General features: G+C 55.3%; 20 protein-coding genes. 12 read left to right on the top strand and 8 right to left on the bottom strand.

Features of this window, described 5'->3' with window-relative positions; translation table 11 throughout:
- Nucleotides 1-32 precede the first annotated feature (32 nt).
- Nucleotides 33-1628 (top strand): peptide chain release factor 3, encoded by a 1596-nt coding sequence (locus WA318_RS17400; protein WP_114097037.1) that lies wholly within the window; start codon nt 33-35, stop codon nt 1626-1628.
- An 8-nt stretch (nt 1629-1636) separates the two neighbouring features.
- Nucleotides 1637-2674, top strand: coding sequence for an acyltransferase family protein (locus WA318_RS17395; RefSeq protein WP_336083170.1), 1038 nt, complete (start codon nt 1637-1639; stop codon nt 2672-2674).
- 12 nt (nt 2675-2686) lie between these two features.
- Here the strand turns inward: WA318_RS17395 and WA318_RS17390 are convergent, their stop codons facing one another.
- The 3 genes from WA318_RS17390 to WA318_RS17380 all read right to left on the bottom strand — a co-directional run bounded on the left by WA318_RS17390 (nt 2687) and on the right by WA318_RS17380 (nt 4874).
- Nucleotides 2687-3013, bottom strand: a complete 327-nt coding sequence (locus tag WA318_RS17390) for an AzlD family protein (RefSeq protein WP_336083168.1) — start codon at nt 3011-3013, stop codon at nt 2687-2689.
- The gene (locus WA318_RS17385) at nt 3010-3822 is read right to left on the bottom strand and encodes an AzlC family ABC transporter permease (protein WP_114097199.1); all 813 of its coding nucleotides are present in this window, start codon (nt 3820-3822) and stop codon (nt 3010-3012) included. Before WA318_RS17385 ends, WA318_RS17390 begins: the two co-directional genes overlap by 4 nt.
- A gap of 143 nt (nt 3823-3965) precedes the next feature.
- The gene (locus tag WA318_RS17380; RefSeq protein WP_336083166.1) at nt 3966-4874 is read right to left on the bottom strand and encodes a LysR family transcriptional regulator; all 909 of its coding nucleotides are present in this window, start codon (nt 4872-4874) and stop codon (nt 3966-3968) included.
- A gap of 288 nt (nt 4875-5162) precedes the next feature.
- Between WA318_RS17380 and speB the strand changes: the two genes are divergently transcribed.
- Nucleotides 5163-6215, top strand: a complete 1053-nt coding sequence (gene speB / locus WA318_RS17375; RefSeq protein ID WP_114097042.1) for an agmatinase — start codon at nt 5163-5165, stop codon at nt 6213-6215.
- Nucleotides 6216-6286: 71 nt separating this feature from the next.
- Here speB and WA318_RS17370 read toward each other — a convergent pair whose 3' ends face one another.
- Nucleotides 6287-7180 (bottom strand): AraC family transcriptional regulator, encoded by an 894-nt coding sequence (locus WA318_RS17370; protein ID WP_336083164.1) that lies wholly within the window; start codon nt 7178-7180, stop codon nt 6287-6289.
- Nucleotides 7181-7539: 359 nt separating this feature from the next.
- On the opposite strand from WA318_RS17370, the gene WA318_RS17365 reads away from it, so the two are divergent.
- From WA318_RS17365 to WA318_RS17340, 6 genes are all read left to right on the top strand, one after another.
- On the top strand, nt 7540-9660 hold the full coding sequence (locus WA318_RS17365; protein ID WP_336083162.1) for a methyl-accepting chemotaxis protein: 2121 nt from the start codon (nt 7540-7542) through the stop codon (nt 9658-9660).
- A 339-nt stretch (nt 9661-9999) separates the two neighbouring features.
- On the top strand, nt 10000-11160 hold the full coding sequence (locus WA318_RS17360) for an efflux RND transporter periplasmic adaptor subunit (RefSeq protein ID WP_336083160.1): 1161 nt from the start codon (nt 10000-10002) through the stop codon (nt 11158-11160).
- 2 nt (nt 11161-11162) lie between these two features.
- Nucleotides 11163-14357, top strand: coding sequence for an efflux RND transporter permease subunit (locus WA318_RS17355; RefSeq protein WP_336083158.1), 3195 nt, complete (start codon nt 11163-11165; stop codon nt 14355-14357).
- Nucleotide 14358: 1 nt separating this feature from the next.
- Nucleotides 14359-15810 (top strand): TolC family protein, encoded by a 1452-nt coding sequence (locus WA318_RS17350; protein WP_336083156.1) that lies wholly within the window; start codon nt 14359-14361, stop codon nt 15808-15810.
- Between the two features lie 103 nt (nt 15811-15913).
- Complete coding sequence (locus tag WA318_RS17345; RefSeq protein WP_336083154.1) at nt 15914-16525, top strand: alpha-ketoglutarate-dependent dioxygenase AlkB family protein; 612 nt, start codon at nt 15914-15916, stop codon at nt 16523-16525.
- Nucleotides 16526-16635: 110 nt separating this feature from the next.
- Complete coding sequence (locus WA318_RS17340) at nt 16636-17682, top strand: LacI family DNA-binding transcriptional regulator (RefSeq protein WP_336083152.1); 1047 nt, start codon at nt 16636-16638, stop codon at nt 17680-17682.
- 3 nt (nt 17683-17685) lie between these two features.
- Here WA318_RS17340 and WA318_RS17335 read toward each other — a convergent pair whose 3' ends face one another.
- Nucleotides 17686-18846 carry a glycosyltransferase gene (locus tag WA318_RS17335; RefSeq protein ID WP_336083150.1) on the bottom strand — a complete coding sequence of 387 codons (1161 nt, stop codon included), beginning with the start codon at nt 18844-18846 and terminating at the stop codon, nt 17686-17688.
- 52 nt (nt 18847-18898) lie between these two features.
- On the bottom strand, nt 18899-19486 hold the full coding sequence (locus WA318_RS17330; RefSeq protein WP_336083148.1) for a DNA-3-methyladenine glycosylase I: 588 nt from the start codon (nt 19484-19486) through the stop codon (nt 18899-18901).
- A 327-nt stretch (nt 19487-19813) separates the two neighbouring features.
- Between WA318_RS17330 and WA318_RS17325 the strand changes: the two genes are divergently transcribed.
- From WA318_RS17325 to folD, 3 genes are read left to right on the top strand one after another with little or no spacing between them, the layout of a single operon-like run.
- Complete coding sequence (locus WA318_RS17325; RefSeq protein ID WP_114097051.1) at nt 19814-20110, top strand: YggT family protein; 297 nt, start codon at nt 19814-19816, stop codon at nt 20108-20110.
- Nucleotides 20111-20126: 16 nt separating this feature from the next.
- On the top strand, nt 20127-20462 hold the full coding sequence (locus WA318_RS17320) for a DUF167 family protein (RefSeq protein WP_336083146.1): 336 nt from the start codon (nt 20127-20129) through the stop codon (nt 20460-20462).
- On the top strand, nt 20455-21354 hold the full coding sequence (gene folD / locus WA318_RS17315) for a bifunctional methylenetetrahydrofolate dehydrogenase/methenyltetrahydrofolate cyclohydrolase FolD (protein ID WP_336083144.1): 900 nt from the start codon (nt 20455-20457) through the stop codon (nt 21352-21354). Before WA318_RS17320 ends, folD begins: the two co-directional genes overlap by 8 nt.
- Nucleotides 21355-21407: 53 nt before the next feature.
- On the opposite strand, the gene WA318_RS17310 is transcribed toward folD, so the two are convergent.
- Together WA318_RS17310 and WA318_RS17305 are read right to left on the bottom strand one after the other, a co-directional pair.
- Nucleotides 21408-22214 carry a hypothetical protein gene (locus WA318_RS17310; protein ID WP_336083142.1) on the bottom strand — a complete coding sequence of 269 codons (807 nt, stop codon included), beginning with the start codon at nt 22212-22214 and terminating at the stop codon, nt 21408-21410.
- A gap of 64 nt (nt 22215-22278) precedes the next feature.
- On the bottom strand, nt 22279-24273 hold the full coding sequence (locus WA318_RS17305; protein WP_443082647.1) for an SLC13 family permease: 1995 nt from the start codon (nt 24271-24273) through the stop codon (nt 22279-22281).
- Between the last annotated feature and the right edge of the window lie 132 nt (nt 24274-24405).

Raw genomic sequence — 24405 nt, 5'->3', positions numbered from 1 at the left:
CAAGATTTCATATCGGATTAAAGTTGATAACCATGTCGATGATTGACCAGCAGGTATCGCGTCGCCGTACCTTCGCCATCATTGCCCATCCGGATGCGGGTAAAACCACCCTGACCGAAAAGCTGTTGCTGTTCGGGGGGGCCATTCAGATGGCCGGTGCGGTGAAGGCGAAAAAGGAACAGCGTGGCGCACGTTCGGACTTCATGAAGATCGAACAGGATCGCGGTATTTCCGTGTCTTCGGCTGTGATGACCTTCGAGTTTGAAAAAAACATCTTCAACCTGCTTGATACGCCGGGCCACGAAGACTTTTCCGAAGATACCTATCGCGTTCTGACCGCAGTTGATTCTGCCGTCATGGTGATTGACGGTGCGAAGGGCATCGAGGCCCAGACGCGCAAGCTGTTTGAGGTCTGCCGTCTGCGTGACGTGCCGATCACGACCTTTGTAAACAAGCTTGACCGTGAAGCCCGTGATTCGTTCGAACTGATTGATCAGATCGAACAGGATCTGGCACTTGATGTGTCGCCGGTGACCTGGCCGATTGGCTCGGGCCGTGATTTCCATGGCTGTTACGATCTGGTCAATGATCAGCTTCTGTTCATGGAAAAAGGCGGTAATGTCGTCAAGGAAGCCATTCCGATCAAAGGTCTTGATGATCCCAAGCTTGATGAACTGATCCCGGATTACCTTCTGGAAAAGCTGCGCGAAGAAGTCGAAATGGTGCGCGAAATTTGCCCACCATTTGATTTGCAAAGCTATCGCGAGGGGCATCTGACGCCGGTCTTCTTTGGTTCGGCCGTCAATAACTTTGGCGTGCGTGAACTGTTGCGCGGAATTGGCGAAATCGCACCGACCCCGCGCCCGCAGGAAGCGGCAACGCGTCTGGTTGACGCGGTCGAGCCAAAGGTTGCGGGCTTTGTGTTCAAGGTGCAGGCGAATATTGACCCGAACCATCGCGACCGCATTGCCTTCATTCGTCTGTGTTCCGGTCATTTCAAGCGCGGCATGAAGCTTAAACATGTGCGTGCAGGCAAACAGATGGCGGTGCATAACCCGATGCTGTTCTTTGCCAATGAACGTGACATTGCGGAAGAAGCCTGGCCGGGTGACATTATCGGCATCCCAAACCACGGGACGCTTCGTATCGGCGATACCCTGACCGAGGGCGAAGATCTTCGCTTCCGCGGTGTTCCGGCCTTTGCCCCGGAATTGCTGCAGAAAGTCCGTCTTGATGATCCACTCAAGGGCAAGCATCTTCAGCGTGCACTCGAACAGCTTGCCGAAGAAGGCGCATCACAGGTCTTCAAGCCTATGATGGGCGCAGACTGGATCGTCGGCGTGGTCGGTCAGCTTCAGTTTGAAGTTCTGAAAGAACGCATCTCGGCCGAATATGGCATCAAGGTGCATTTCGAACAGACCCCGGCCTATGCTGCGCGCTGGGTCGTCGGTGATGATCCCCTTGAAATCAAAAAGTTCCGCGATTCCAACCAGTCGGCCCTTTTTGAAGATCATGATCAGACGCTTGTCTTCATCGCGCGGAACGCCTGGCATCTTGAAACCACGCAACGCGACTGGCCGAACCTGAAATTCGAAGCCACCCGCGAACAGAATATGGTCGCTGCCTAGGCATGAACATGCCGGTTCAGACACACCAAAACAGGATGGCGGCAATCGACGGGTTGCGCGCCATCGCTGTTTTGATGGTCGTCGCATTCCACTATCTGGGTCGCTGGCCCAATGACTATACCGGATTGTCATTCGCGCCGATGTTCGAGTTTGGTTGGCTCGGCGTTGATTTGTTTTTTGTGATCAGCGGCTATTGCATTGCCATGACCGCCGAACGGACCGGATCACTTGCGACATTCTGGGGGCGGCGTTTCGGGCGGTTGTACCCGGCATATGTCACCGGTGTATTTCTGACCTTTGCACTGGTCAGCTATTTCGGTCTGCCTGGCAAGGAAGTCACCGTTCTTCAGGCCTTGGGAAATCTGCTCTTTCTCAATGCTGTCGCCATGCCACCAGTCGATGGTGTCTATTGGAGCCTGATCGTCGAACTCAAATTCTACTTTATCTATGGCTTCCTGCTTTGCATCAGCCGTCGTCCATCGATCATTCTGGGCGGAATGGTTGGCTTGTTCTTGCTTGGACTTGGATTGCGCTTGGTCGGGATTGATCATTTCGACCGGATTATCCGGCCGGAACATATCATTCTGTTCCTGATCGGGGCGGCGCTGTTCTTTGCCCATACGCAGAATTCAGGTGCGCAACAACGCCCCTATTACCTGCTTGCCGTTTGTGCGTATCTCGCAAGTTTTACGACCGGGGCTTATGACGTTGTGGTGCCATATGCCGCCGTGACGTTGCTGGTCGGTATCATCGTCATTGCAACGCGACGGTTACCGGTTTTGAGCATCTTGTGGCCGGTTGGTCTGATTTCTTACAGCTGGTATCTGCTTCATCAAAATATTGGTCTGCTGATCATTCGTGCGGCGACCAATGCGGGAATTGGCGATGCACTTGCCGTTACAATTGCTGTGATCGGAACGCTTGCTCTGTCGATGATGCTGTATTTCGTCTTTGAAAATCGCACCATGCGCAAACGGGCCAACCAGCTGTTTGAAAAGATATTCTCTATCCTCAAGCTAAACCGGTTGGCCAAACAGCCTGCGTAACGGCTACGACCATCAACTGATGAAATATCGGCCAAGTCCCACCAGAACCATCCCGACTGCCATTGCGGCAAACAGGTTACGTGCAAGGGCCATGGTAACGACTGTTGCCGCCGCACCGGCAATTCCGATGGCGCCTGCCGACAGCGCACTGGGCACCCAGACCGAAATCAGAACCGCACCGGGAAGACGTTCAAGCACATGCGCCCAGCGACCATGTTGTGGCAAACGATCCGCCATCAAAAGCCCGCCAAGGCGCATGCCATAGGTCACGGCGGCCATGCCAAGGATGGTCAGAACGGCTTCAAGGCTGAAACTTGTCAGATCAGGGAACTGGTTCATTTGCCGGCCTCCGGGCTGAGCGTAGCTGTGGTGCCAGTACCTTCTGGCGCGCCATAGGCATCGCGACCTTCAACCGCAATCTCGGCTTCAAGGCTGTCGTCATCCATATCCGGACGCCAGGTCAGGGCGGCGGTGACAACACCGGCACCCGCACCGGCCAAAATCGACCAGGTGCCGGGCAAGGTGTAATGTCCGATGATCGATCCGATGGCGGCAGCCACCCATGGCAGAAGGTCAACCTTGCCCTTCCACATGCCAATGGTCAGGGCCGCAAAAACAGCGGTGAAGGCGAAATCAAGTGCATAGACTTCCGGGTCGGGAATGCCGCCGCCCAGAAGATACCCGATCATGTTGCCTGCCGCCCAGACCACACCAAGGAAGATACCGCCACCGAGCAGAAATCCCGGATTGGCAAGATTTTCCTGGGTCATTGAGACGGCCCAGTTTTCATCGGCAACCATATGCATGCCGCAAATCTTGACCCAAAGCGGACGGCCTTTAAAAACCGGGCGAAGCGATGCGCCAATCAGGATATAGCGCATATTGATCACAGCCGTGGCAACGATGATGGTCGCGGCCGGGATGGTTTCGCGCCACAGATCAACCGATACAAATTGCGCTGATCCGGCAAAGACCGTCAGGCTCATGAATAAAAGTTCGCCCAGCGACAAGCCGCGCTGGGACGCAAGAACACCAAGCACCGCACCAAAGATGATGGTGCTGGGCAAAAGCGGCAGACAGGCAAGTGCGCCGCGTCTGATGGTATCAGAGTCGAAATGCCCGATTTGGGCAGGTCCGGGGCGTGACATTTCCGACGTTTCCTGTTGGTTGTTTGCCGGTTCATTCGGGGCGACCGGCAATTTTGGTGGTAGGCGAGGAGCCTGATCATACAGGCTCCAATATGGGACACAGGAAATAGGGCGTATTGGACGATATTGCTATTGGTGATTTCCTAGTCGCGTTTGGCGCCAAAATCCTCGATCAAAAGATCAAGAAACAGCTCTGCGACCGGATCAAGCTGCTTGTTGGAATCAAAGCTTGCCTGAAACAGTGCCTCGACAAAAAACTGATCGGGACGGATCGGGCGCATGCGACCGGCCTCGACAAACTGTTTGGCATAATGTTCGGGCAAATAGCCCAAAAAGGCACCCGAAAGGATCAGCCGTGCTTCGGCTTCCATATCCGAAACCATGGCATGGGGCCGGGCAATCGCGAAATCCTTAAGGTCACGACCAAGCCAGAATTTCCGTCCGACAATCCGGAACCGGCGGATTTCGTCAATATCGATCTCGCTGTCAGGCTGGGTGTAAAGCGGGTGATCAACCCCGCAATAAAACCGGTGCATTTCCGGATAAAGCGAAATGTAGCTCAGCCCCAATACCGTTTTGGGAAAGGCACAGATACCGACCTGAATGGCGCCGGTCACGACTTCGCGCAGCAAATCATTGGGCGGATAGGTGACAACATCCAATGTTACATCCGGGGCCTTTTGGACAAAGCGCGCGATGGTTCGTTCGATCTGGCGTGCGCCGGGATCGGTGATGGTGTTGTCGGTCAGGCCGATGGTCAATGTGCCATTGAGCTTATCGCGAAGCGACCGCATTTTGGTCTCGTAATGCGCGACCGATTTAAAAAGGCGGTGGGCTTCTTCAAAGACGACCTGTCCTTCACGGGTAAGGGAAAATCCACTGCGCCCGCGTTTGCACAGGCTAAATCCAAGTCTTGTCTCAAGGGCAGTGACATAACTTGAAATCGTGGAAAGTGACAGGTTGAGATCGCTTTGTGCCGCAGCAAATCCGCCAGCTTCGACAATGGTCAGAAAGATGCGCAAAAGCTTCAGATCGGTTTGTTCAATCGCCATGGCACGGGGGTCCGTATTGTTTACTTTGGAAAATGCCAAAGTAAAGTTCAGCATTACGTGATTTTTCCAGCCCGCGCAATTTGATCTGCTGTGCAGGTGGTTTCAGGCCTGCATGTATCATGGCAGCAGATTTGTGACTGGATTGGCCGGGTTTGGGGCAGTTTCCTGCTTTCACACCTGCAATGTGGACAGATGCAGCACCCTGAACCCGATAGTTCAAATAATCAGAAACGTCACAGACGTCCCCGATATCAGCGATATCCAAAAGGGTCCAAGGAGGCCAGCATCGTGAATAGTGAAAAGCTTGCAAAACTGCGCGAAAAATACGGCAACGCCAAAGGCGGCGATATGTTCGATCCGCATTTCAGGGAAGTGGCTGAAACACAGTTTTCATCAAGTGGTGAACGTAAATGGCCCTTTGCCGGGGTGCCGACATTCCTTGATGCACCATTTGCGCCGGATGCTGCAAAAACCAATTTTGACGGCCTTGATGTTGCCCTTGTCGGTGTGCCGATGGATCTGGGTGTGACCAACCGGGCCGGGGCGCGCCTTGGACCGCGCGCCGTACGCAATATTGAACGTATCGGCCCCTATGAACATGTCCTGCGCATGGTGCCCGGTGCCCATTGCAATGTTGCCGATATCGGGGATGTTCCGTTCCGCAGTCGCTTCTCGCTTGAAAGCTGTCACGAAGATATCGTCGACTACTTCACCAAAATCGTTGATGCCGGTGTCATCCCGATTGCTGTTGGTGGGGACCACTCGATCAGCTATTCGATCCAGCGCGCGGTTGGCAAGGATCGCCCGGTCGGCATGATCCATCTTGATGCCCATTGCGATACCAGTGGTGAATATGAAGGGGCCAAATTCCATCATGGTGGTCCGTTCCGCCAAGCGGTGATGGACGGGGTTCTGGATCCGGAACGCACCATTCAGATCGGCATTCGCGGGGGTGCTGAATATCTGTGGGAATTTTCCTATGACAGCGGCATGACCGTTATTCATGCCGAAGAAGTCCCGCAGATCGGTGTTGAAGCCGTAATCGCCAAAGCCCGCGAAGTGGTTGGCGATGGTCCGGTCTATCTGTCCTTTGATGTTGATTGCCTTGATCCGTCCTTTGCGCCGGGAACCGGCACGCCGGAAATCGGTGGCCTGACCTCGCGCGAGGCACTGGCTATTTTGCGCGGGCTTAAGGGGCTGGACTTTGTGGGGGCGGATGTCGTCGAAGTTGCTCCGCAATATGACGCAACAACCAATACTGCCCATGTTGGCGCACAGATACTGTTTGAAGAATTGTGCCTGGTGACCGACGCGCTTAAACGTCGCAAAGGGGCCGCATAGGACGAGCTGCCGGCCTGTCGGGGCGGGAGAAATATCTGTTCCTGACAGGCTGGCTGTCTTCTTGGTTTCGATCAGGCTTTGTGATCAAGGCTTGCGATAAAGGCACCGGGGCTGACACCCCACATGGCTTTGAAATGCCGGTGCAGGTGGCTTTGATCGGCAAAGCCGGTGGCGGCTGCCGCATCGGCAATACTGGCCCCGTCAAACAGCATGCGTTTGGCCCGGCGCAGCCGCATATGGTTGAAATAGGTATGCGGGGGTAGACCGGTGGCCTCGCGAAACACGCGCAGCAAGTGAAACCGGCTAAGCCCGGTAATCGTCGCTAGATCTTCAAGCGCGATATTTTCGTCCAGATGGGCCGCCATGTAATCAATCACGGCTTGCACGCGTTTGTCCTCTGACCCCGGACGATAGATAAAGGGCGGGGCATCCGCATGGCGCAACGCCAGACGGGCCGCACTGTAAAGCAGTGTACTGTCGCGTTCGAGCAAGCTGGTAGAGGCCACACAATCGGGCCGGAACATGTGGTGAAGCTGCTGTAATTGCAGATGCAATGCCGGATCATCAACCACGCAATTGCCAAAGAATGGCAGGCCGGTGCTGTTGGGCGACAGCTCGGTGACCAGATTGCCAAAGATTTCCGGCGCAATGAACATGATCTGGTAGTGATAGCCATCATCGGATGCCGAACGACCGTCATGAACCTGCATCGGGTTCATCATCAAAATCTGTCCGCGTGCGGCGACATAATTGGTGCCACGCGTCATGAATTGTTCGGCGCCGTTCAGGATGGTGCCAAACGCGTAATAGTCATGGCTGTGCTTGGGAAAGCTGAAATTCTTGTAATCGGCTTCAAACAGATCAATTCCGTCGGCTGCACGCCAGTGGCGGGCAATCTCGCGGGGGCGCCGGACCGCAGATGTTCGGTGCCGTGGCGCAGTGTTATGAGGCGATGCTGATCCCATAACCCAAGTATAGCGCCAAAAATGCACCCGGCTTGTACAATATTGTCATGGTGACATTTTCGCGATGGCTGCAACAGCTGTGACGTCAGAAGTGACAGAAACAGACGATTCGACGGCGCCTGGCTGCAAATTGCGGAAAAGACGGCTTTCCAGATGGCATAGATCATCCTCAACAGATGTATAGGGTGATGTTCATATGAACATTTAATCCTGTCATTGTTGTTGTTTCGAGCGCGCAAATTAAAAGGAACGGTCACGCTTATCTAGACAAATGCGGATTTCATCTAAGTGTTACAAAACTGAGCCCTGCGCTGCTGTAAGGATCGCGCCAAACGTCCCATTTTCTGTTTGGAACTTACATGTTTCTTGATCGAATTCGCATCGGTTCGCGCATTTTCGCAGGCTTCTTTGTGCTGGTCGTCCTGCTGGTCGGGCTTAGCGCATTGTCTTCGACCTATCTGCTTGGTTTTGGCGCGCATGCTGATCGCATCGCCAAAAGTACCGGCCTTGTCGGGCTTGCCAATGACTATGCGCTTAAGCTTGAACGTCTTTCAAATCAGGTGCTGTTGTTTGCACAAACCGTCGATCCGCTTGATCGCGAGGGTATTGCAACCATTCGTGCATCGGCCGAGCAAAGCGGTGCCACCTTGGTCGAGGCGCTGCGCGCATCGGGTGATGCCGGTCGTGCCGATACCCTCGAAAGCCTGAGTGCCGATTATATCGCAACTCTGGAACCGCTTGTCTTGCGTGCGGAAAACCTGACCGCCGCATCCGATACCATGTTGCTTGGTGCCAATCAGCTTGGCCAGTCTGCCGCAAAGCTTGAACAATTCATCGGCAAGCGCGATCCCGGGATCGCCAGCAAATATGCAGACAAGCTGGGCGAGGCCAATCTGGCCGCCATCGTCAACAGCCTGCAATATTCAATCCTGCGCACACCGGAATCCCTTGATCAGGCGCGCTCCAACACATCTGCGCTGACCGATCTGCAAGATGAAATCAAAAATGCGGTTGGCAAATTGTCGCGTAATGACAAAAAGCTGTTTGCCTATGCCGTGCGCGACAATGATCTGTTGAAACAGGGGGCAAACCAGCTTGAAGGATCGATTGGCGGTTTCCGTCAGTCGATGGATGACTTCAAGGCGGCCGTCCGCGAAGTCCAGACCATCACCCAGAATATCCGCGCCGAGGCCATGGAAAACCAGACCCTTCTGGTGGATGCTGCACATGCAGAATCTGAAAGCTCGGCACTGACCAATATTCTGGTTGCCGCCATTGGTGTTGTGGTCGCCCTTGCCCTGGCATTGGGGATCGCCATGAGCATCCTGCGTCCGCTCGGACGGGTGAATGGTGACATGACGCGACTGAGCGAAAATGACACCGAGATTGATCTGGTCGATACTGATCGCCGCGACGAATTTGGTGCGATGGCGCGCACGGTTGCGATCTTCCGTGAAAATGCGCTGAAGATCGAACAAATGGCCGAGGAACGCATCACCCTGCAGCGGATCGAGGAAGAAAAACGCCGCGCATCCCTTGGAGCCATGGCCGAAACCATCGAAGGCGAGACCACGGGTCTTGTCAAATCGGTCAATCATCAGGTTACCCGCATGCGTGAAGCTGTGGTCGAAGTTGCCGCCGCCGCCGAACGTGTCACCACCCAGACACAGGCCGCAACCAGTGCCGCCCATGACAGCCAGTCACATTCAAATGCCATCAGCGATGCCGCCATCCGCCTGACGGATGCCATCGGTTCGATTGCCAACCGTGTCGAACATCAGCGCGAAATCGCCCAGAATGCCGTCGGCTCGACCGAACAGTCGGCCAAGGCGGTTGATGATCTGCGCGAAGTCGCTCAAAGCATCGAACAGATTGTCGATCTGATCCGTGGTATTGCCGGTCAAACCAACCTTCTGGCCCTGAATGCCACGATCGAGGCCGCGCGTGCAGGCGAAGCCGGCAAGGGCTTTGCTGTGGTCGCTGCCGAGGTCAAAAACCTTGCCGGTCAGACCGAACGTGCAACCGAACAGATTACCGAGCATGTCAATGCGATGGGGGCTGTAACCGATCGTTGTGTCGCCTCGATGGAGGAAGTCGGTGTGACAGTTCGTTCCATGATGTCGATTTCTGACGAGGTCGCCGGTGACGTCGAACACCAGCGCCGCGAGACCGAGGAAATCACCGGCGCCATCTCGCTCGCGGGCGATGCGGTCCGCCATGTCGGTGTGGCGATTGTCGAGGTTTCCAACGATATCGAAGTCACCCGCAAGCTTAGCCTCGATCTGAACCGTCGTGCGGACGAGGTTGAACGCAATGTGACCGAACTGACGGCATCACTTGATCGTGCGGTGGCCTCGGCTGCGGATGATGGCGAAAAGGCTGACCTGTCCGATGAGCCGGGCACAGAGGAAGTCATCGAAGACTGGCGCAAGGATAATCTTGTCGCCTTTCCGCAAAACACGATGTTGGGGGCAGCCTGATCTGGGATACCAGACGGCAGGACTGCTTTTCAACCAGACCCGATAGCCATTCTGCTGGCCCGTGCATCATGACAGATGTGCGGGCCGGTCTGTTTCTGATCCGGGTGCGTATAAAACCACGGTTCTTGTCGGGATCAAGATACAAACTGCGACGTTTCTGATACACTTTTTCTGTGGTTCTGACCAACCGGTTGCAATATCTTTCCCGGTATAAGTGTTTCAAAAAACAACAATCTCCCGATGCGGGCAAGAAACTGAAATACAGAAATTTTCCCGGTAGGGAACAGGGCTCTCTTGGGGCAGGTCACGTGATCTGCCCGACTTGGAAGTATCAATGTGATGGCGCGTAAATCAACGCTTCTGATCGCAGGTGTCGCACTCCTTGCAGTCGCCGCATCTGCCTATATCTTTGCCAAAGACGAAATTGTCGCGCTCGTATCGTCGGGCGGTCAATCCGAACAGGGCCAGCAACGCAGTGGCGGTGGTGGCTCAGGCGGGGGTAGTGATCGTGCGCTTCCGGTGATTGCCGAATATGCCAGCCTGATGGATGAAACAACCGTCGTTGAGTCCGTGGGGACGGGCAAATCTGCCCTTGGAGTTTCGATTTATCCCGCAGTTTCCGGCGAAGTTGCAGACGTTCTGGTCCGTGCTGGCGACAAGGTCACCAAGGGTCAGGTTCTTGTCATTCTCAATTCCGAACGCGAACGCCTTGCCCGCAATCTTGCAGCCGTTCAGGTCAAGGATGCCGAACAGCTTCTTGCCCGCTATGAGCAGGCCCGCCCGCTTGGTGCGGTTGCGGAAAGCGAGGTCGACAGCGCCCGGACCGCGCTGGCCGAAGCAAGAATTCAACTCGATCAGGCCGAGGTTGATCTGGCTGATCGGACCATTCTTGCGCCATTTGACGGCATCATTGGCATTCCCCAGATCGAGGCCGGTGACCGTGTAGACAGCTCCACCATGCTTGTGACCCTTGATAATATCGACAGCATTCTGGTCGATTTCGAAGTTGCCGAAACCCGGTTTGACAATGTCAAACCCGGACAGTCGCTGCGCGTTGAAACATGGAGCCTTCCGGGCGAACTTTTCACCGGGGTTGTTGAATCAATCGGAAGCCGCATTGATCCGGAAAGCCGGACCTTTAATGTGCGTGCGCGCGTGCCCAACCCGAATGGTCGCTTGCTTGCCGGGATGTCCTTTGCCGTTTACGTCGATATTGAAGGCAAACAATATCCCTCCGTTCCCGAGATTTCCGTCCTTTGGGGGGATGGTGGCACCTATGTCTGGCGGATCGCCGATGAAGAGGTATCGCGTGTTCCCGTTCGTGTCGTCAAACGCACCAACGGCCGTATCCTGATTGATGGTCCGGTCGCCAAGGGGGATCTTATTGTTGTCGAGGGTGTCTTGCGCCTGCGTCCGGGCCGCAAGGTTGACGCAACCATTCGTAACACCATTGACGAACCCGGTGTCGCCGCCCGCGAGGGTACAGGTGAGGGATCCTGACCATGACCGATCATTCCGGCAATCAGGATCAGAATGATCTTGCATCCCTTAGTATCCGTCGCCCGGTGCTGGTCTGTGTTGTCGCCCTGTTGATCATTTTGGCCGGTCTGGCTGCGATGCTTGGCGTGGAAATCCGCGAATTGCCGAACGTGGATCGGCCGACTGTGACGATCAGCGCAACCTATCGCGGCGCATCTCCGGAAACCGTTGACGCCGAAGTCACCTCGGTTCTTGAAAGTGCTGCTTCGCGCGTCAGTGGCGTCAAGAATATCAATTCCCAAAGCGAGGAAGGCAGCTCGCGGGTTCGCATCGAATTCTATCCGGATGTTGAAATCAATGATGCTGCCAGTGACATCCGCGAAGCCGTCAGCCGCGCGACCAGAAGTCTTCCGGACGAGGTCGAGGAAGTCCGTGTGGTCAAGGCCGATGCAGATGCCAGTGCGATCATGCGCATGGCGGTTGTCACCACCCGCCTGACCGAGGAAGAACTCGCCAATATTGTCGATGACCAGATCACCCCGGCCTTGCTTGCCGTTCCGGGTGTTGCGGAAATCACGGTCAACGGCGATCGCGAAAAGGTTCTTCATGTCCGCGTTGATCCGCTGCGTATCGCAAGTTACGGACTGTCGGTAAAGGATATTGCCGATGTTTTGCGAACAGCACAGTTCGACATCCCGGCAGGCAGCTTTGAATCAGCTGATCAGAAACTGTTTGTGCGTGCCGATGCATCGGTCTGGGAAGTCGAAAAGCTCAATCAGATGCTGGTACGTGACGGTATTCTGCTTGGCGATGTTGCCGATATCTATTACGGCCCCGATGATGCGACGTCCTATGTTCGCCTTGATGGCCGGGCCGTAATCGGGCTTGGCGTTGTGCGACAGGCCCAATCAAACACCATTGCGATTTCCAATGGTGTGCGCGACGCGGTCGACCGTCTGAACAAACAGTTCGATGGCATCGAAATCTTTGTTAACTCCGACGATGCGGTATTTATCGAAGGTGCATTGTGGGAAGTGATCTTTAGCCTCGCACTTGCGATCATCATCGTGATTGGTGTGCTGTATCTTTTCCTGCGCTCCTTTACTGCAACCCTGATCCCGACGGTAACCATTCCGATTGCACTGATCGGCACAGTTGCTGCTGTCTGGGCGATGGGGTTCTCGATCAATATCCTGACCTTGCTGGCGCTGGTTCTGGCGACCGGGATGATCGTTGATGATGCGATTGTGGTGCTTGAAAACATTCAGCGTCGCCGTCATCAGGGGCTTGGCTCAATGGCGGCTGCGGTGCTTGGTACCCGGCAGGTGTTCTTTGCCGTAATTGCGACCACGCTGACCCTGATTTCGGTGTTTGTGCCGATTTCTTTCCTGCCCAGTACGGCCGGTCGTCTGTTCCGTGAATTCGGTTTTGTTCTGGCCTTCTCGGTGGCGGTGTCATCCTTTGTTGCACTGACTTTGTGTCCGATGCTGGCATCGCGTCTCAAACATATTGATCCCCATGACGGTGATGCAAATGTCGAACCCAATATGCTTGAACGGGTCGGCATTTTCTTTGCGGGGATTTACCGCGTCATTCTGGAATGGGTACTGCGCAACCCGGTCGTCACATTGATGATCTGTATTGTTGCCGGTGGTCTGGCGTTCGGTGCCTATAACGCGGTGACCAAGGAATTGCTGCCCAACGAGGATCGCGGACGCATTCTGGTATCCCTGCGTGGTCCGGACGGGGTCGGTATCGATTATATGGACCGTCAGGTCGAAGCGGTCGAAAACATTCTGCGACCGGTGGTCGATGCCGGGGATGCCTATAACATCTATACCATCGTTGGTCTTTGGGACCCCAACCGTGCATTGGTGATCGCACCGCTGGTGCCGTGGGATGAACGTGATCGCAGCCAGCAGGAAATCACCAACAGCATCCGGGGCAAGCTGAATGCCTTGCCGGGCGTACAGGCCTTTGTCTGGCAACCTAACAGCCTTGGTTTGCGTGGCGGAACCGGCGAAGGGTTGCAATTTGCCCTGACAGGAACGAACTATCGCAATCTTGCGGCCAATGCCCGTGCCCTTCAGGCCGAACTTGAAGCAAACAATCCGAAACTGACCGGTATCCGGGTGTCCTACCAGACCACCCAGCCACAGCTTCTGGTCAATATCGACCGCAAGCGCGCCTTTGATCTTGGCATCGAGATTGACGAACTTGATACGACGCTGCGTGCGATGATCGAGGGATATGAAGTCACCGACATCAATGTCGATGACCAAAGCATCCCGGTCAAACTGCGCAGTGCAGTTGGCAGCATCAATGACCCGTCCGATCTTGAGAACCTGTTTGTCACCGGAACCAATGGCCGTATTCTTCCACTGTCATCGGTCATCACGCTCAGCGAAGAAGCCGTTGCTTCCGAACTCGAACGCGAAGGTCAGCAACGTGCGGTGGGTATTTCTGCCAACCTTGCGCCGGGCTACACGCTTGACGATGCGGTTAATGACGTCACGACTGCGGCCGACAAGGTCCTGCCGCCGGGTGTCGGTGTCTTGTTCCTGGGCGATGCCGCGGCCTTGGGTGAAACATCAAACGATGTTCAGATCACTTTCCTGATTGCGGTTCTGGTCGTGCTTCTTGTTCTGGCAGCCCAGTTCGAAAGTTTCATGTCCGCCCTTGTGGTGGTGCTGACCGTGCCATTTGGTCTGGCCGCGGCGATCTTTGCACTTAGTCTCAGTGGTACCTCGATCAATATCTATAGCCAGATCGGGCTTGTGATGCTGGTGGGGCTTATGGCCAAAAACGGCATTCTGGTTGTCGAATTCGCCGACCAGCTGCGCGATGCCGGCCGGTCCGTGCGCGAGGCCGTTCATGATGCGGCGATGGTGCGTTTGCGTCCGATCATGATGACAATGATCTCGACGGTGCTGGGCGGTTTGCCACTCGTGCTTGGTTCCGGCGCCGGGGCAGAGGCCCGTGCTGCAATCGGTTGGGTTGTATTTGGCGGGCTTGGCTTTGCCACCGTATTTACATTGTTCCTGACCCCGGTACTGTATCTGTTGCTGGCACCACTGGTATCGGCACGTGCCGATGGTGGTTTGAAACTGCAAACCCAGTTGCGCGCCGCAGAATCCATTCCCGACACGGGCGAGATTCCCGACGAACTCCCCCATGGATCAGATGCCAAGGGCGGTATTGAAGGAAGTGCGAAATAACATGAATACGCGTCGTCTTTTTGCAGTTTCGGGAATCGCTTTGCTCGGCGCACTTGGCGGCTGCCAGTCTGTCGGACCTGATTACACGGCACCGAGTTTTGACCTGGTGGGGGCCTATACCCCTGAAATCCCCGTAATCACCGCATCACAGGCCGATCACGGCCGCTGGTGGGAAAGCACAACCGATCCGGTCTTGCAGGGACTGATCAACGAGGGTGTCACCAACAATATTGATCTCAGAATTGCGATCAGTCGTATTCGTGCCGCCGCTGCAACCGCACGCGGTGTCGAAGGGGCCAATGGTCCGACGGTTGGTGCAACCCTTGACAGTTCGGCGGATCGGTCAACCTCAAGCCGGGCCAGTGGCGATCATGTCGATGACCTTGGCTTTGGCGCGGGGATTGACCTGTCATGGACGGTGGATTTTTGGGGCGGACAGACCCGCGAGGAAGAAGTCGCCAAGGCCGATTATCTGCGTCAGGTCTATCTGCGCGAAGATGTCTATCGCACCATGATAGCCGACATTATCGGCAACTATATCGAACTGCGCGGCGCGCAGAAACGGCTGGCCCTGTTGCAGGACTCCCTTGATCTGCAACGCCAGACCAGCAACATCGTACAGGTTCGGCTTCAGACCGGTCTGGGATCGGAGCTTGATCTTTCGCGTGCGCGGGCCGAGGTCGCCGATCTTGAGGCCACCGTCCCGACCTTGCAGACAAGTATTGACCGGTCGATCAATGCAATCTCGATCCTTGTCGGTGCACAGCCCGGCTCCCATCGCGACCTGCTGCTTGACGTCTCGCCCTTGCCGGAATTCCAAAGCAGTCCGCCGATTGGCATTCCTGCGGACTTGCTCCGTCGCAGGCCGGATGTCCGCGCGGCGGAACTGGCACTGATTTCTGCGACCTCGCAGATCGGGGTCGAAACCGCCACACTTTATCCGGAACTGACGCTCAGCGGGTCTTTGGCACTGGGGGCGACCGGATATGGCACCGGGCCGATTGTCCGCACAGCCATGGCGGCCATCGGAGCACTTCTGGACGCGACGCTGTATGATGGTGGTGAACGTCGTGCGAACATCACCGTGGCCGAAGAAGAGGCCGAACAGGCTTTCCTGACCTATCGCCAGACCCTGCTTGCGGCGATTGAAGAAGTCGAAAGTGCGATTTACGGCTATGTCGGTGCCATGCAGCAACGGGACTCCCTGATTGCCTCGGTGCAATATCACCGTGATGCGTTTGAACAATCCAGGGTCCGCTATGTGCAGGGGCTTTCGGATTTTCTCGACGTGCTTGATTCCCAGCGCAGCCTGACCGGTTCCCTGCAATCGCTTGCCGATGCCGAAACCGATCTCGAACTTGAAACCATCAATCTCTATAGCGCTGCGGGACTGAGTGTCGAGGATGTCGAACGATATGCATCCCAGGAAGGTGTCACTCTGGTGAATGGCTAACGGGCCCGGGTTTTCTGTGAAAACAAATATATCAGCGAACTGTGGCTTGAGTTTCGCAACCGTTCGTCATAGGTGTTTGGCAGAATGACTTCCGGGGATGATCATGACCGGCGATCTGTTTGCCAATGAACCACCACGCAATCTTTTGCCCTTTGACGGGGAAGTTTTGCTGCTGCGCGAGATCATGGACCCGGATGTTGCGGACCGGACATTTTCGCGCCTGAAAAGCGGGATCGTCTGGCAACAGGAAATCGCCAAAATCCATGGCAAGGAAATCCCCGTTCCCCGATTGACCGCATGGTATGGCGAGGTCGCCTATCGCTATAGCGGCGTCTATCATCCGGCGGCACCGTTTCCATCCGTAATTGCACCCTTGCGCAAACTTGCCGAAGACCTTTCCGGTGCATCGTTTAATACTGTTCTTCTGAACTATTACCGGGATGGTCGTGACAGTGTTTCCTGGCATGCCGATGACGAAGACGTGCTGGGGGAAAATCCGGTCATTGCCAGCCTGTCCTTTGGCGAGGAACGGCGCTTTCATTTACGGCATAAAAAAACCGGTGATCGTATCAGCATCGATTTGCCGCATAACTCGGCCCTGATCATGGCCGGGCAAACCCAGCATTTCTGGTTGCATCAAATTCCCAAAACCGCCCGTCAGGTAAATGAGCGGATCAATCTGACGTTCCGCCATACCCAGCCGGAAAACAGATAAGGCTTATGAACTTCAATGTCTTCTGGTAGCGAAACATTGCTTTTGGCTATAGTGTAACCGCTTCAAATCACTATCAGTGTGAAACACACGGGCTCGGGGAAAACAGGCGCATGGCAAAACGCGTAAAACTTCTGGATGTCGCAAAGGCGGCCGGGGTTTCGCAAGGAACAGCGTCAAATGCCTTTGGCAAACCCGATCTGGTCCGACCCGAAGTACGCGAGCGCATTTTTGCTGCCGCCAGGGAACTTGGCTATCGCGGGCCGCATGTCATGGCCCGGATGCTGCGCACGGGCAAGGCTGGTGCGCTTGGTGTGGTGTTTCCCGATAACCTTGAATATGCCTTTAGCGATCCGGCAGCGATTGAGTTGCTGCGCGGGATCGGGCGCGAATGTGCGCAGCATGGCGTCAATGTCATGATCATTTCTGCGCAAAATCAGCAACAGGCAATCGAGGCGGTCAATAATGCCGCTGTTGATGCCTTTCTGGTCCATTGCTATTCCGACAATAATGACATCATCGCCGCCATTCAGCGCCGTAACCAGCCGCTGATCAGCATCGATACCGACATTACCGGTGCGGCTGGATCTGTGGTGCTTGATGATTTCGGGGCGGCCAGAAATGCCGCCCGGCATCTTCTAGATTGCGGGGCAAAACGTTTTGGCATCCTGTCGCTTCAGGCGACCGAGCATGATCATTTCGGCCCGATGAATGCTAACCGGATCGGGGCGGCCAGCCACCGGGTCGTCCGTGAACGTCTGGCGGGCTATCACGATGCCCTGCAGGCAGCCGGGATTTCTGCCTCCGACATTATCCATGTCGAATGCGACAACCAGTCAGGCCATAGCGCAAAAATGACCACGGAATTGCTGGCACAGCATCCCGAAATCGACGGCATTCTCGGCATGTCGGATGTGATTGCGATCGGGGCGATTGATGCCGCGCGCACGTCTGGCCGCAAGGTGCCCGACGATCTCAAGGTGATCGGGATTGACGGTATTGCTGCGGGTGAACGTACCGACCCGCCCCTAACCACCATGTATCAGGACTCAGTTGAAAAGGGACGTTTGGCTGCGGAAATGGCCCTGTCAGACGGCGGCGGTAAAACCATCACCCTTGAAACCACCCTGTTGCTGCGCGGTTCCAGTAAACCCGCCTAGCGTCTAGTTCCCATCCTTCGGGAAATTGAAATCCGGCATTGCGCGATTGCCTGCCAGTCCGTTCCAAAGGGCAAGATAACGATCATTCATTGCTGTCAGACTGTAATGATCAATGATCCGTTTGCGCGCAGCGGTCTTGCGACAGGTCCGGCTATCGCGATCTTCGGTCAGAAGTTCCTCGATGGCGTTGGCAAGTTTATCTGGTGCGCGCAGCGGGACAGTCTTGCCAGTACCGCCCAGAATTTCTGCAACATCACCAACATCATTGCCGATTGCCGGTACACCACATGCCATGGCCTCGCCGATGACATTGGGAAACCCTTCGCCAAAGCTTGACGACAGAACCGCAATGTCGAGGGCAGGCACGATCTTGGCAACATCGCGCCTTAGTCCAAGGGCTGAAACATGTGGGGCGAGCTCCGCGGGTACGGCAAGGCTTTCGGTATCGTGACCAATCAGGATCAGATGCGCATCATGGGTTTTGGCGCGAAGCAGCCTGATCGCTTCAAACAGGGTATCGTGATCCTTGGCCGGGTCCTTGCGCGCGACCATGCCAATCAAATGTTTGGCCGGTTCAATGCCAAGTTCGGCGCACAGTCTTTTTCGAGCACCGGGATCGGGGTGCCATTCATCGGTGTCAAAACCGTTGGGCAGATAGGCCCATCTTTTGGGGTGATAGCCGCATTTGATGTGATGACGCTGACCGGCATGCGAATTCGCGGCAATCACGGCTGGACGACCGGACAGTTTCGCCAGCAATCCCAGAACAATGCGGGTCGAACGTCCGTATTGTGCAAGATCCATTTCCGCACAGCGGATATTCCAGACCAGCCTTTTGGTCCCGCGTCCTGACAGGATGGCAGCAAGGGTGGAGATGAAATCGGAATGATACAGCCATGACATGATGGCGTCGGGCTGCGTGCGGCGCATCAGCCGTGAAAGCCGGATGATCGCGCCGGGCAAATCGCGAATGCCCGATGCCATGCCAAGGCAATGCAACTCAACACCGGCCGCCATCAGATCGGGGCCGTATACCCCTTTATCCATCAGTGAAACAACGATCTGGCGCGGGATATCAGGCCCCGGATTTTGCGCGTTATGACACGCAATCCGGGTCAGGACGCGTTCAGCACCCCCGGCGTCGAGTTCGTTGATGATATGCATTACGGTTGCCATACCAAGGCTATAGCAGGCCTTTGCCCATCAGAACAGATGGCTATTTTGCAAGCTGCGGGTAGCGGTAACAATCCGTGGTGTGATCCATCACAAGGCCGGTGGCCTGAAGGAAGGCATAGATGATGGTCGTGCCGACAAACTTCATGCCGCGCTTTTTCAGATCCTTGGAAATCCGGTCGGAAAGCTCGGTCGAAACCGGGCAGTCACCCATGGTTTTCCAGTGATTGATCACCGGCTTGCCATCAACGAAGTTCCAGATATAGGAATCAAAGCTTCCGAACTCTTTCTGGATGGCAATGAATGTTTGGGCGTTTTTAATAGTCGCGGCGATTTTTAATTTATTTCTAATAATCCCCGGGTCGGCCATCAGCGATTCCTGTTTGGCTTCGTCATAGGCCGCGACCTTGTGAACATCGAAATTATCAAAGGCCGCGCGATAGGTATCGCGCCGTGCCAGAACCGTCAGCCAGCTTAACCCCGCCTGCGCCCCTTCAAGGATCAGCATTTCAAAGAAAAGCCGGTCATCATGGACCGGAACACCCCATTCCGCATCGTGGTAATCAATGTAAAACGGCTTGTCGAGATGGATGTTTGCCCAGCCGCAGCGCGGATGATCGTGGTGGGGCATGCTGGTTCCTTTCAATGGCACGGCGTGTTGGCGCGAGGCGCATTGTTGGCAAGAAGCGATCATGCCCGCAAGTCGATAAGCAGATGTGACTGACATCTCCTGACAGTTTCTGGCAAGGGCACAATGCAACCAGGCGGCGTATGGTGATGTCAATCGCACCACCTTGTCAGGTGACAGGGATCACAAAACGATGAAAACTTGGCCCGGTAACGGGTGAAATCAACGCTCTGCGCTTGCGTTACCGGCCATTGCCGACTAGGTTTTGCAGCGTGCAAACATCTTACCGGGCAAAAATCGAATATGCCCCGGCGATAGTAAGGAGCGGCGATGCTGGCGATTTTTTGGCTTATTGATACTGTAGTTGGTATCTACATTTTCATGCTGATTGCTTCTGCAATCCTGTCATGGCTTGTGGCATTCAACGTCATCAATACCAGCAACCGATTCGTCTATATGGTCGGTGATTTCCTCTATCGTGTGACCGAACCGGCCCTGCGCCCGATCCGGCGCGTCATGCCGGACCTTGGCGGCATTGATCTTTCGCCGATTGTTCTGATCCTGGTTCTGCAATTTGCCAATATGCTGATCCAGACCGATGTGCGGATGGCTCTTTTAGGTTACTAGATGTCTCATTTAGACAATGACTGATCCCGTTTGCGAGATACTCTCTGACCAAACCGGGATCCGTCTGTTTGTGCGTTTAACGCCAAAAGCCTCGCGCAATGCGATCAATGGTCTGATGAATGATGCGACTGGCCGCACACAGCTTAAAGTGTCGGTCACCGCAGTGCCGGAAAACGGCAAAGCCAATCAGGCCCTGATAAAACTTTTGGCAAAAGCGGCCAAATGGCCTAAATCCTCGGTCGGGATCGTTGCCGGGCATACAGACCGCAACAAGGTGCTGGTGATTTCCGGCAATCCCGCAGAGCTGACGGCGCAAATTACCCAACTTACGGGCGGACAGACACATGAGTGACGCAAAAATCATCGATGGCAAGGCATTCGCTGCCAAACTGCGCGAAGACATCACCGCAGAAGTTTCCAAGCTGAAAGCGGACCACGGTGTGACCCCCGGTCTTGCCGTCATTCTGGTGGGCGAAGACCCGGCCAGTCAGGTATATGTGCGCAACAAGGGCAAACAGACCCTTGAATGCGGCATGAATTCCTATGAGCACAAGCTCTCGGCCGATACCAGCCAGGAAGACCTTCTGGCCCTGATCGCCAAGCTCAATGCCGACGAAAACGTCCATGGTATCCTCTGCCAGCTTCCGGTGCCCAAACATATCGACGAACAGGCGATCCTTGCCGCGATTGACCCGGCCAAGGATGTTGACGGCTTCCATGTCGTCAATGCCGGTGCACTGGCCACGGGCGGAGAGGGCTTTGCCCCTTGCACCCCGTATGGCTGCCTGATGCTTCTGAAAGATACCCTTGGTGATCTGTCGGGCAAACGTGCGGTGGTTGTTGGCCGTTCCAACATCGTTGGCAAGCCGATGGCGCAGCTCCTGCTGAAGGAAAGCTGCACGGTGACCATTGCGCATTCGCGTACCCGCGATTTGCCCGAAGAAGTCCGTCGTGCCGATATCGTCGTTGCCGCAGTCGGCCGCCCGGAAATGGTCAAGGGTGACTGGATTGCCCCGGGTGCCACGGTGATTGACGTCGGTATCAACCGCGTTGAAGGGGCCGAGGGCAAAATGAAGCTGGTCGGCGATGTCGAGTTCGAAAGTGCCGCCAAGGTTGCCGGTGCCATCACCCCGGTTCCGGGGGGAGTCGGGCCGATGACCATTGCCTGCCTGCTCAACAACACCCTGATCTCGGCCTGCCGTGCCAATGGCCTTGACGCGCCGAACCTTGGTTTTGACAGCTAAGCCACACGACCATCTCGAAATGCGAAGGGCAGCCAATGGCTGCCCTTTTTCGTTTAATGGCTAGCTCGCAGATATCTGTCTGATTTGATCTTCCGGTTGCTAATTACGTGCCAAATTTGTCGACGCCCTTGCGAAGTATCGATCAAGAAGAGCTCATCGGGGACGTTTGAACCATCGGCACAAATTTTTTCTATTTTGGAGATAATGACTGAATGATTCGAGATGCTTTGGTCCTTAAATTCGAGCACCAACACAGTATTGTTCCCATCTCCTGAGACGGTCCGAAATTTTTCTATCTTCTCCGATAGAGCTCTCTCTATTCGGGCAAAGCGTAATGCTTCCAAATCGGATGGAGAAAGTCGTGTGAAGCAGACTATACCTTGGTGAGGAGTCTTTGTTGTGGCGAGCAGTCGAAATTCGATAGGGCCAACTGCAAAGCGAATTTGCTTGGAAAACTCGTCATCATTGAGGTTTGTGAAGCTAGGAATTCTTTTGTTTATTTCGACAACTGCTTTTCGAGCTGTCTCCGCAATATCTCTGTTTTGAAGGTCATACGTGTTGTGAGATACGCTTACTGTAAGGCCCACATGATCGGGAAGAGACAGAAATTTGGCTTCTTTCAGTTTCTTAAGAAATTGTAGGTACTTCGCATCGCTTTTGATCGCTTTTTCGTATGGCTCAATTTGAGTGTGCTCAATCCAGTAGTGTTTTCCTGCAATAGAGACATGCCAGTCGGCAGCCTTAGTCTCTTGCTGACGTTCATCTGGTGCATATTGGTCCCGCCCAATATCATTTTCTATACTCTCTAGAATGCGAACCACGATGTCGCAACATTCTCTCTGATTTGGTGTTTCGCCCATCTCCGGAAGAGTTCCTTAAGTAGAGCTGTTGGACAATCTGGTGTGCCCGCGGAATAAGTAGATTCTATAAAGGCCAAACCCAAAGCAACATCGGCACCCCAACTGCCACCACGATGATTTCAATCGGCAGGCCGAGTTTCCAGTAGTCGCCAAAGCGGAAGCCGCCGGGGCCGAGGATGAGCGTGTTGTTTTGATGGCCGATGGGGGTCAGGAAGGCGCAGGATGCGCCGATGGCGACCGCCATCAGGAACGGGTCGGAGCTCGCACCGAGCTGGGCGGCACTGCCAATCGCAATCGGGCACATGACGGCTGCGGTGGCGGCATTGTTCATGAAATCCGATAGCGTCATGGTGACGACAAGGATCAGCCCGACCGCAATGACGGCATTGCCCTGTGCGATTGTTTCAAGCAGGAAGCGCGCGATCAGATCGGCACTGCCGGTACTTTCCATCGCATTGGCAACCGGTATCAGGGCGGCGAGAAGCACCACGACAGGCCAGTCTACCGCGTCATAAAGCGTGCGCGGTGACACCACCCCGAACAGCATGGCGGCAAGAACGCCGAGCGCAAAGGATACGGCGGCAGGCAGGATGCCAAAGGCCGCGAGCAGAATGGCAATCCCCATAATGGCGCTGGCCCGGAATGCCTGGGACTTGTCGGCAAGATGCAGGGAGCGTTCGGCAAGCGGGGCGCAGCCCATCCGGCTGCCAAACTCGCCAATGGCGGCAGGCGAACCTTGCATCAAAAGCACGTCGCCTGCCTGCATCTTCATGGTGCGCAGCCGGGTCATGGATCGCTGCCCCTGACGAGACAGGGCAAGCAGGTTGATGCCAAAGCGGCTTCGGATGCGAATATCGGCAGCAGACCGTCCGATGAAGGCGGCATTGGGCAAAACGACAACTTCGATCAGGGACACATCATCAGATTGCAGGGCCTTTTTATGTTCTGCATCCTGATCTGATCCGTCATTCTTGCGATCTGTTTTGGCGGTGCTTTTACTGTCGGCTTTTACGTCGTCGGGAAGATCAACTTTCTTTTCGGCACTATTGGCCTTCTGGGCTTTGGCGGTTTCCTTGCCAGTTTCCTTCTTTGCTTCCTTCTGGGCTTCTTTTTTCGCCTCCTTCTGAGCTTCGTTTGCCTCTTGAGCCTTGCGTTCGGCCTCAGCACTTCGCCATTCGGCCTCAAGGGTCAGATCAAGGGCGGAAAGCACAGAGGCCAGACTTTCAGGTTCGGCTTCGATCAGAAGAATGTCGTTCTGATGAAGTTCGCGATAGGGGCTTGGGGCGGGAATTCGCCGTTCATGGCGGATCAGGCCGATGACCTGTGCGTCGGATTTTTCGAGCTCGGTATTAAGATCGCGCAGCAACATGCCAACCGATTTGCTGCCCTCGGTGATGCGGGCCTCGGTCAGGTAGGAGCCGGTTTCAAATCCTTCGGCCCCGGCGCGTTCGCGGGCCGGTACCAGAAACCGCCCGAAAATAATGACAAAGGCCAAACCCGATAATGCGATGGCAAGGCCGACGGGACTGTAATCAAACATCGAAAAGCCATCGCCGGTCAGTCCGGCACGGAACCCCGATACGATCAGGTTGGGGGGCGTCCCGATCAGGGTCGTCATGCCGCCAAGGATAGAGCCAAAGGCAAGCGGCATCAGGATCTTGCCCGGTGGCACGCCCTGTTTGTTGGCGATCTGAAGGGCAACCGGCATCAAAAGTGCGAGGGCCCCGACATTATTCATGAAGGCCGACAGAAGGGCAGCCAAAAGGCTGAGTGCGGCAAGGGTAATGAAGGGTCCCGCCGATTGCGGAAGAACGGTGCGGGTCAGCGTATCGACCGCGCCCGATTGTTGCAGGGCCGATGACAGGATCAGGATGCAGGCAACCGTGATCACGGCCGGATGGCCAAAGCCGACAAAGGCGGCGTCAGTCGGGACAAGTCCCAGCACCACACAGACCAGAAGGGACGCCATCGCAACCATGTCATGACGCCAGCGTCCCCACAGAAACAGGGCGACTGTACCGACCAGAACCGTCAGGATCATGATTTGCGGGCTGTCCATATGTGCCGGTCCTGTTTTGTGACGGGTTTTCTGTTCCAAAGCGTAGGGGGAGGCAGCCTGATCGGTCAAGCGAAGTCGCGCGGGGTCAGGGTTGAAAAGGGTCCGATCAACAGAATTTTGCGGTGTTGCAGG

It is taken from the genome of Thalassospira sp. CH_XMU1448-2, from assembly GCF_037027285.1.
GTDB classification, from domain to species: domain Bacteria; phylum Pseudomonadota; class Alphaproteobacteria; order Rhodospirillales; family Thalassospiraceae; genus Thalassospira; species Thalassospira profundimaris_C.
Note: the sequence above shows the minus strand (reverse complement) of the source record. Positions and strands in the feature narration are given on the sequence as shown.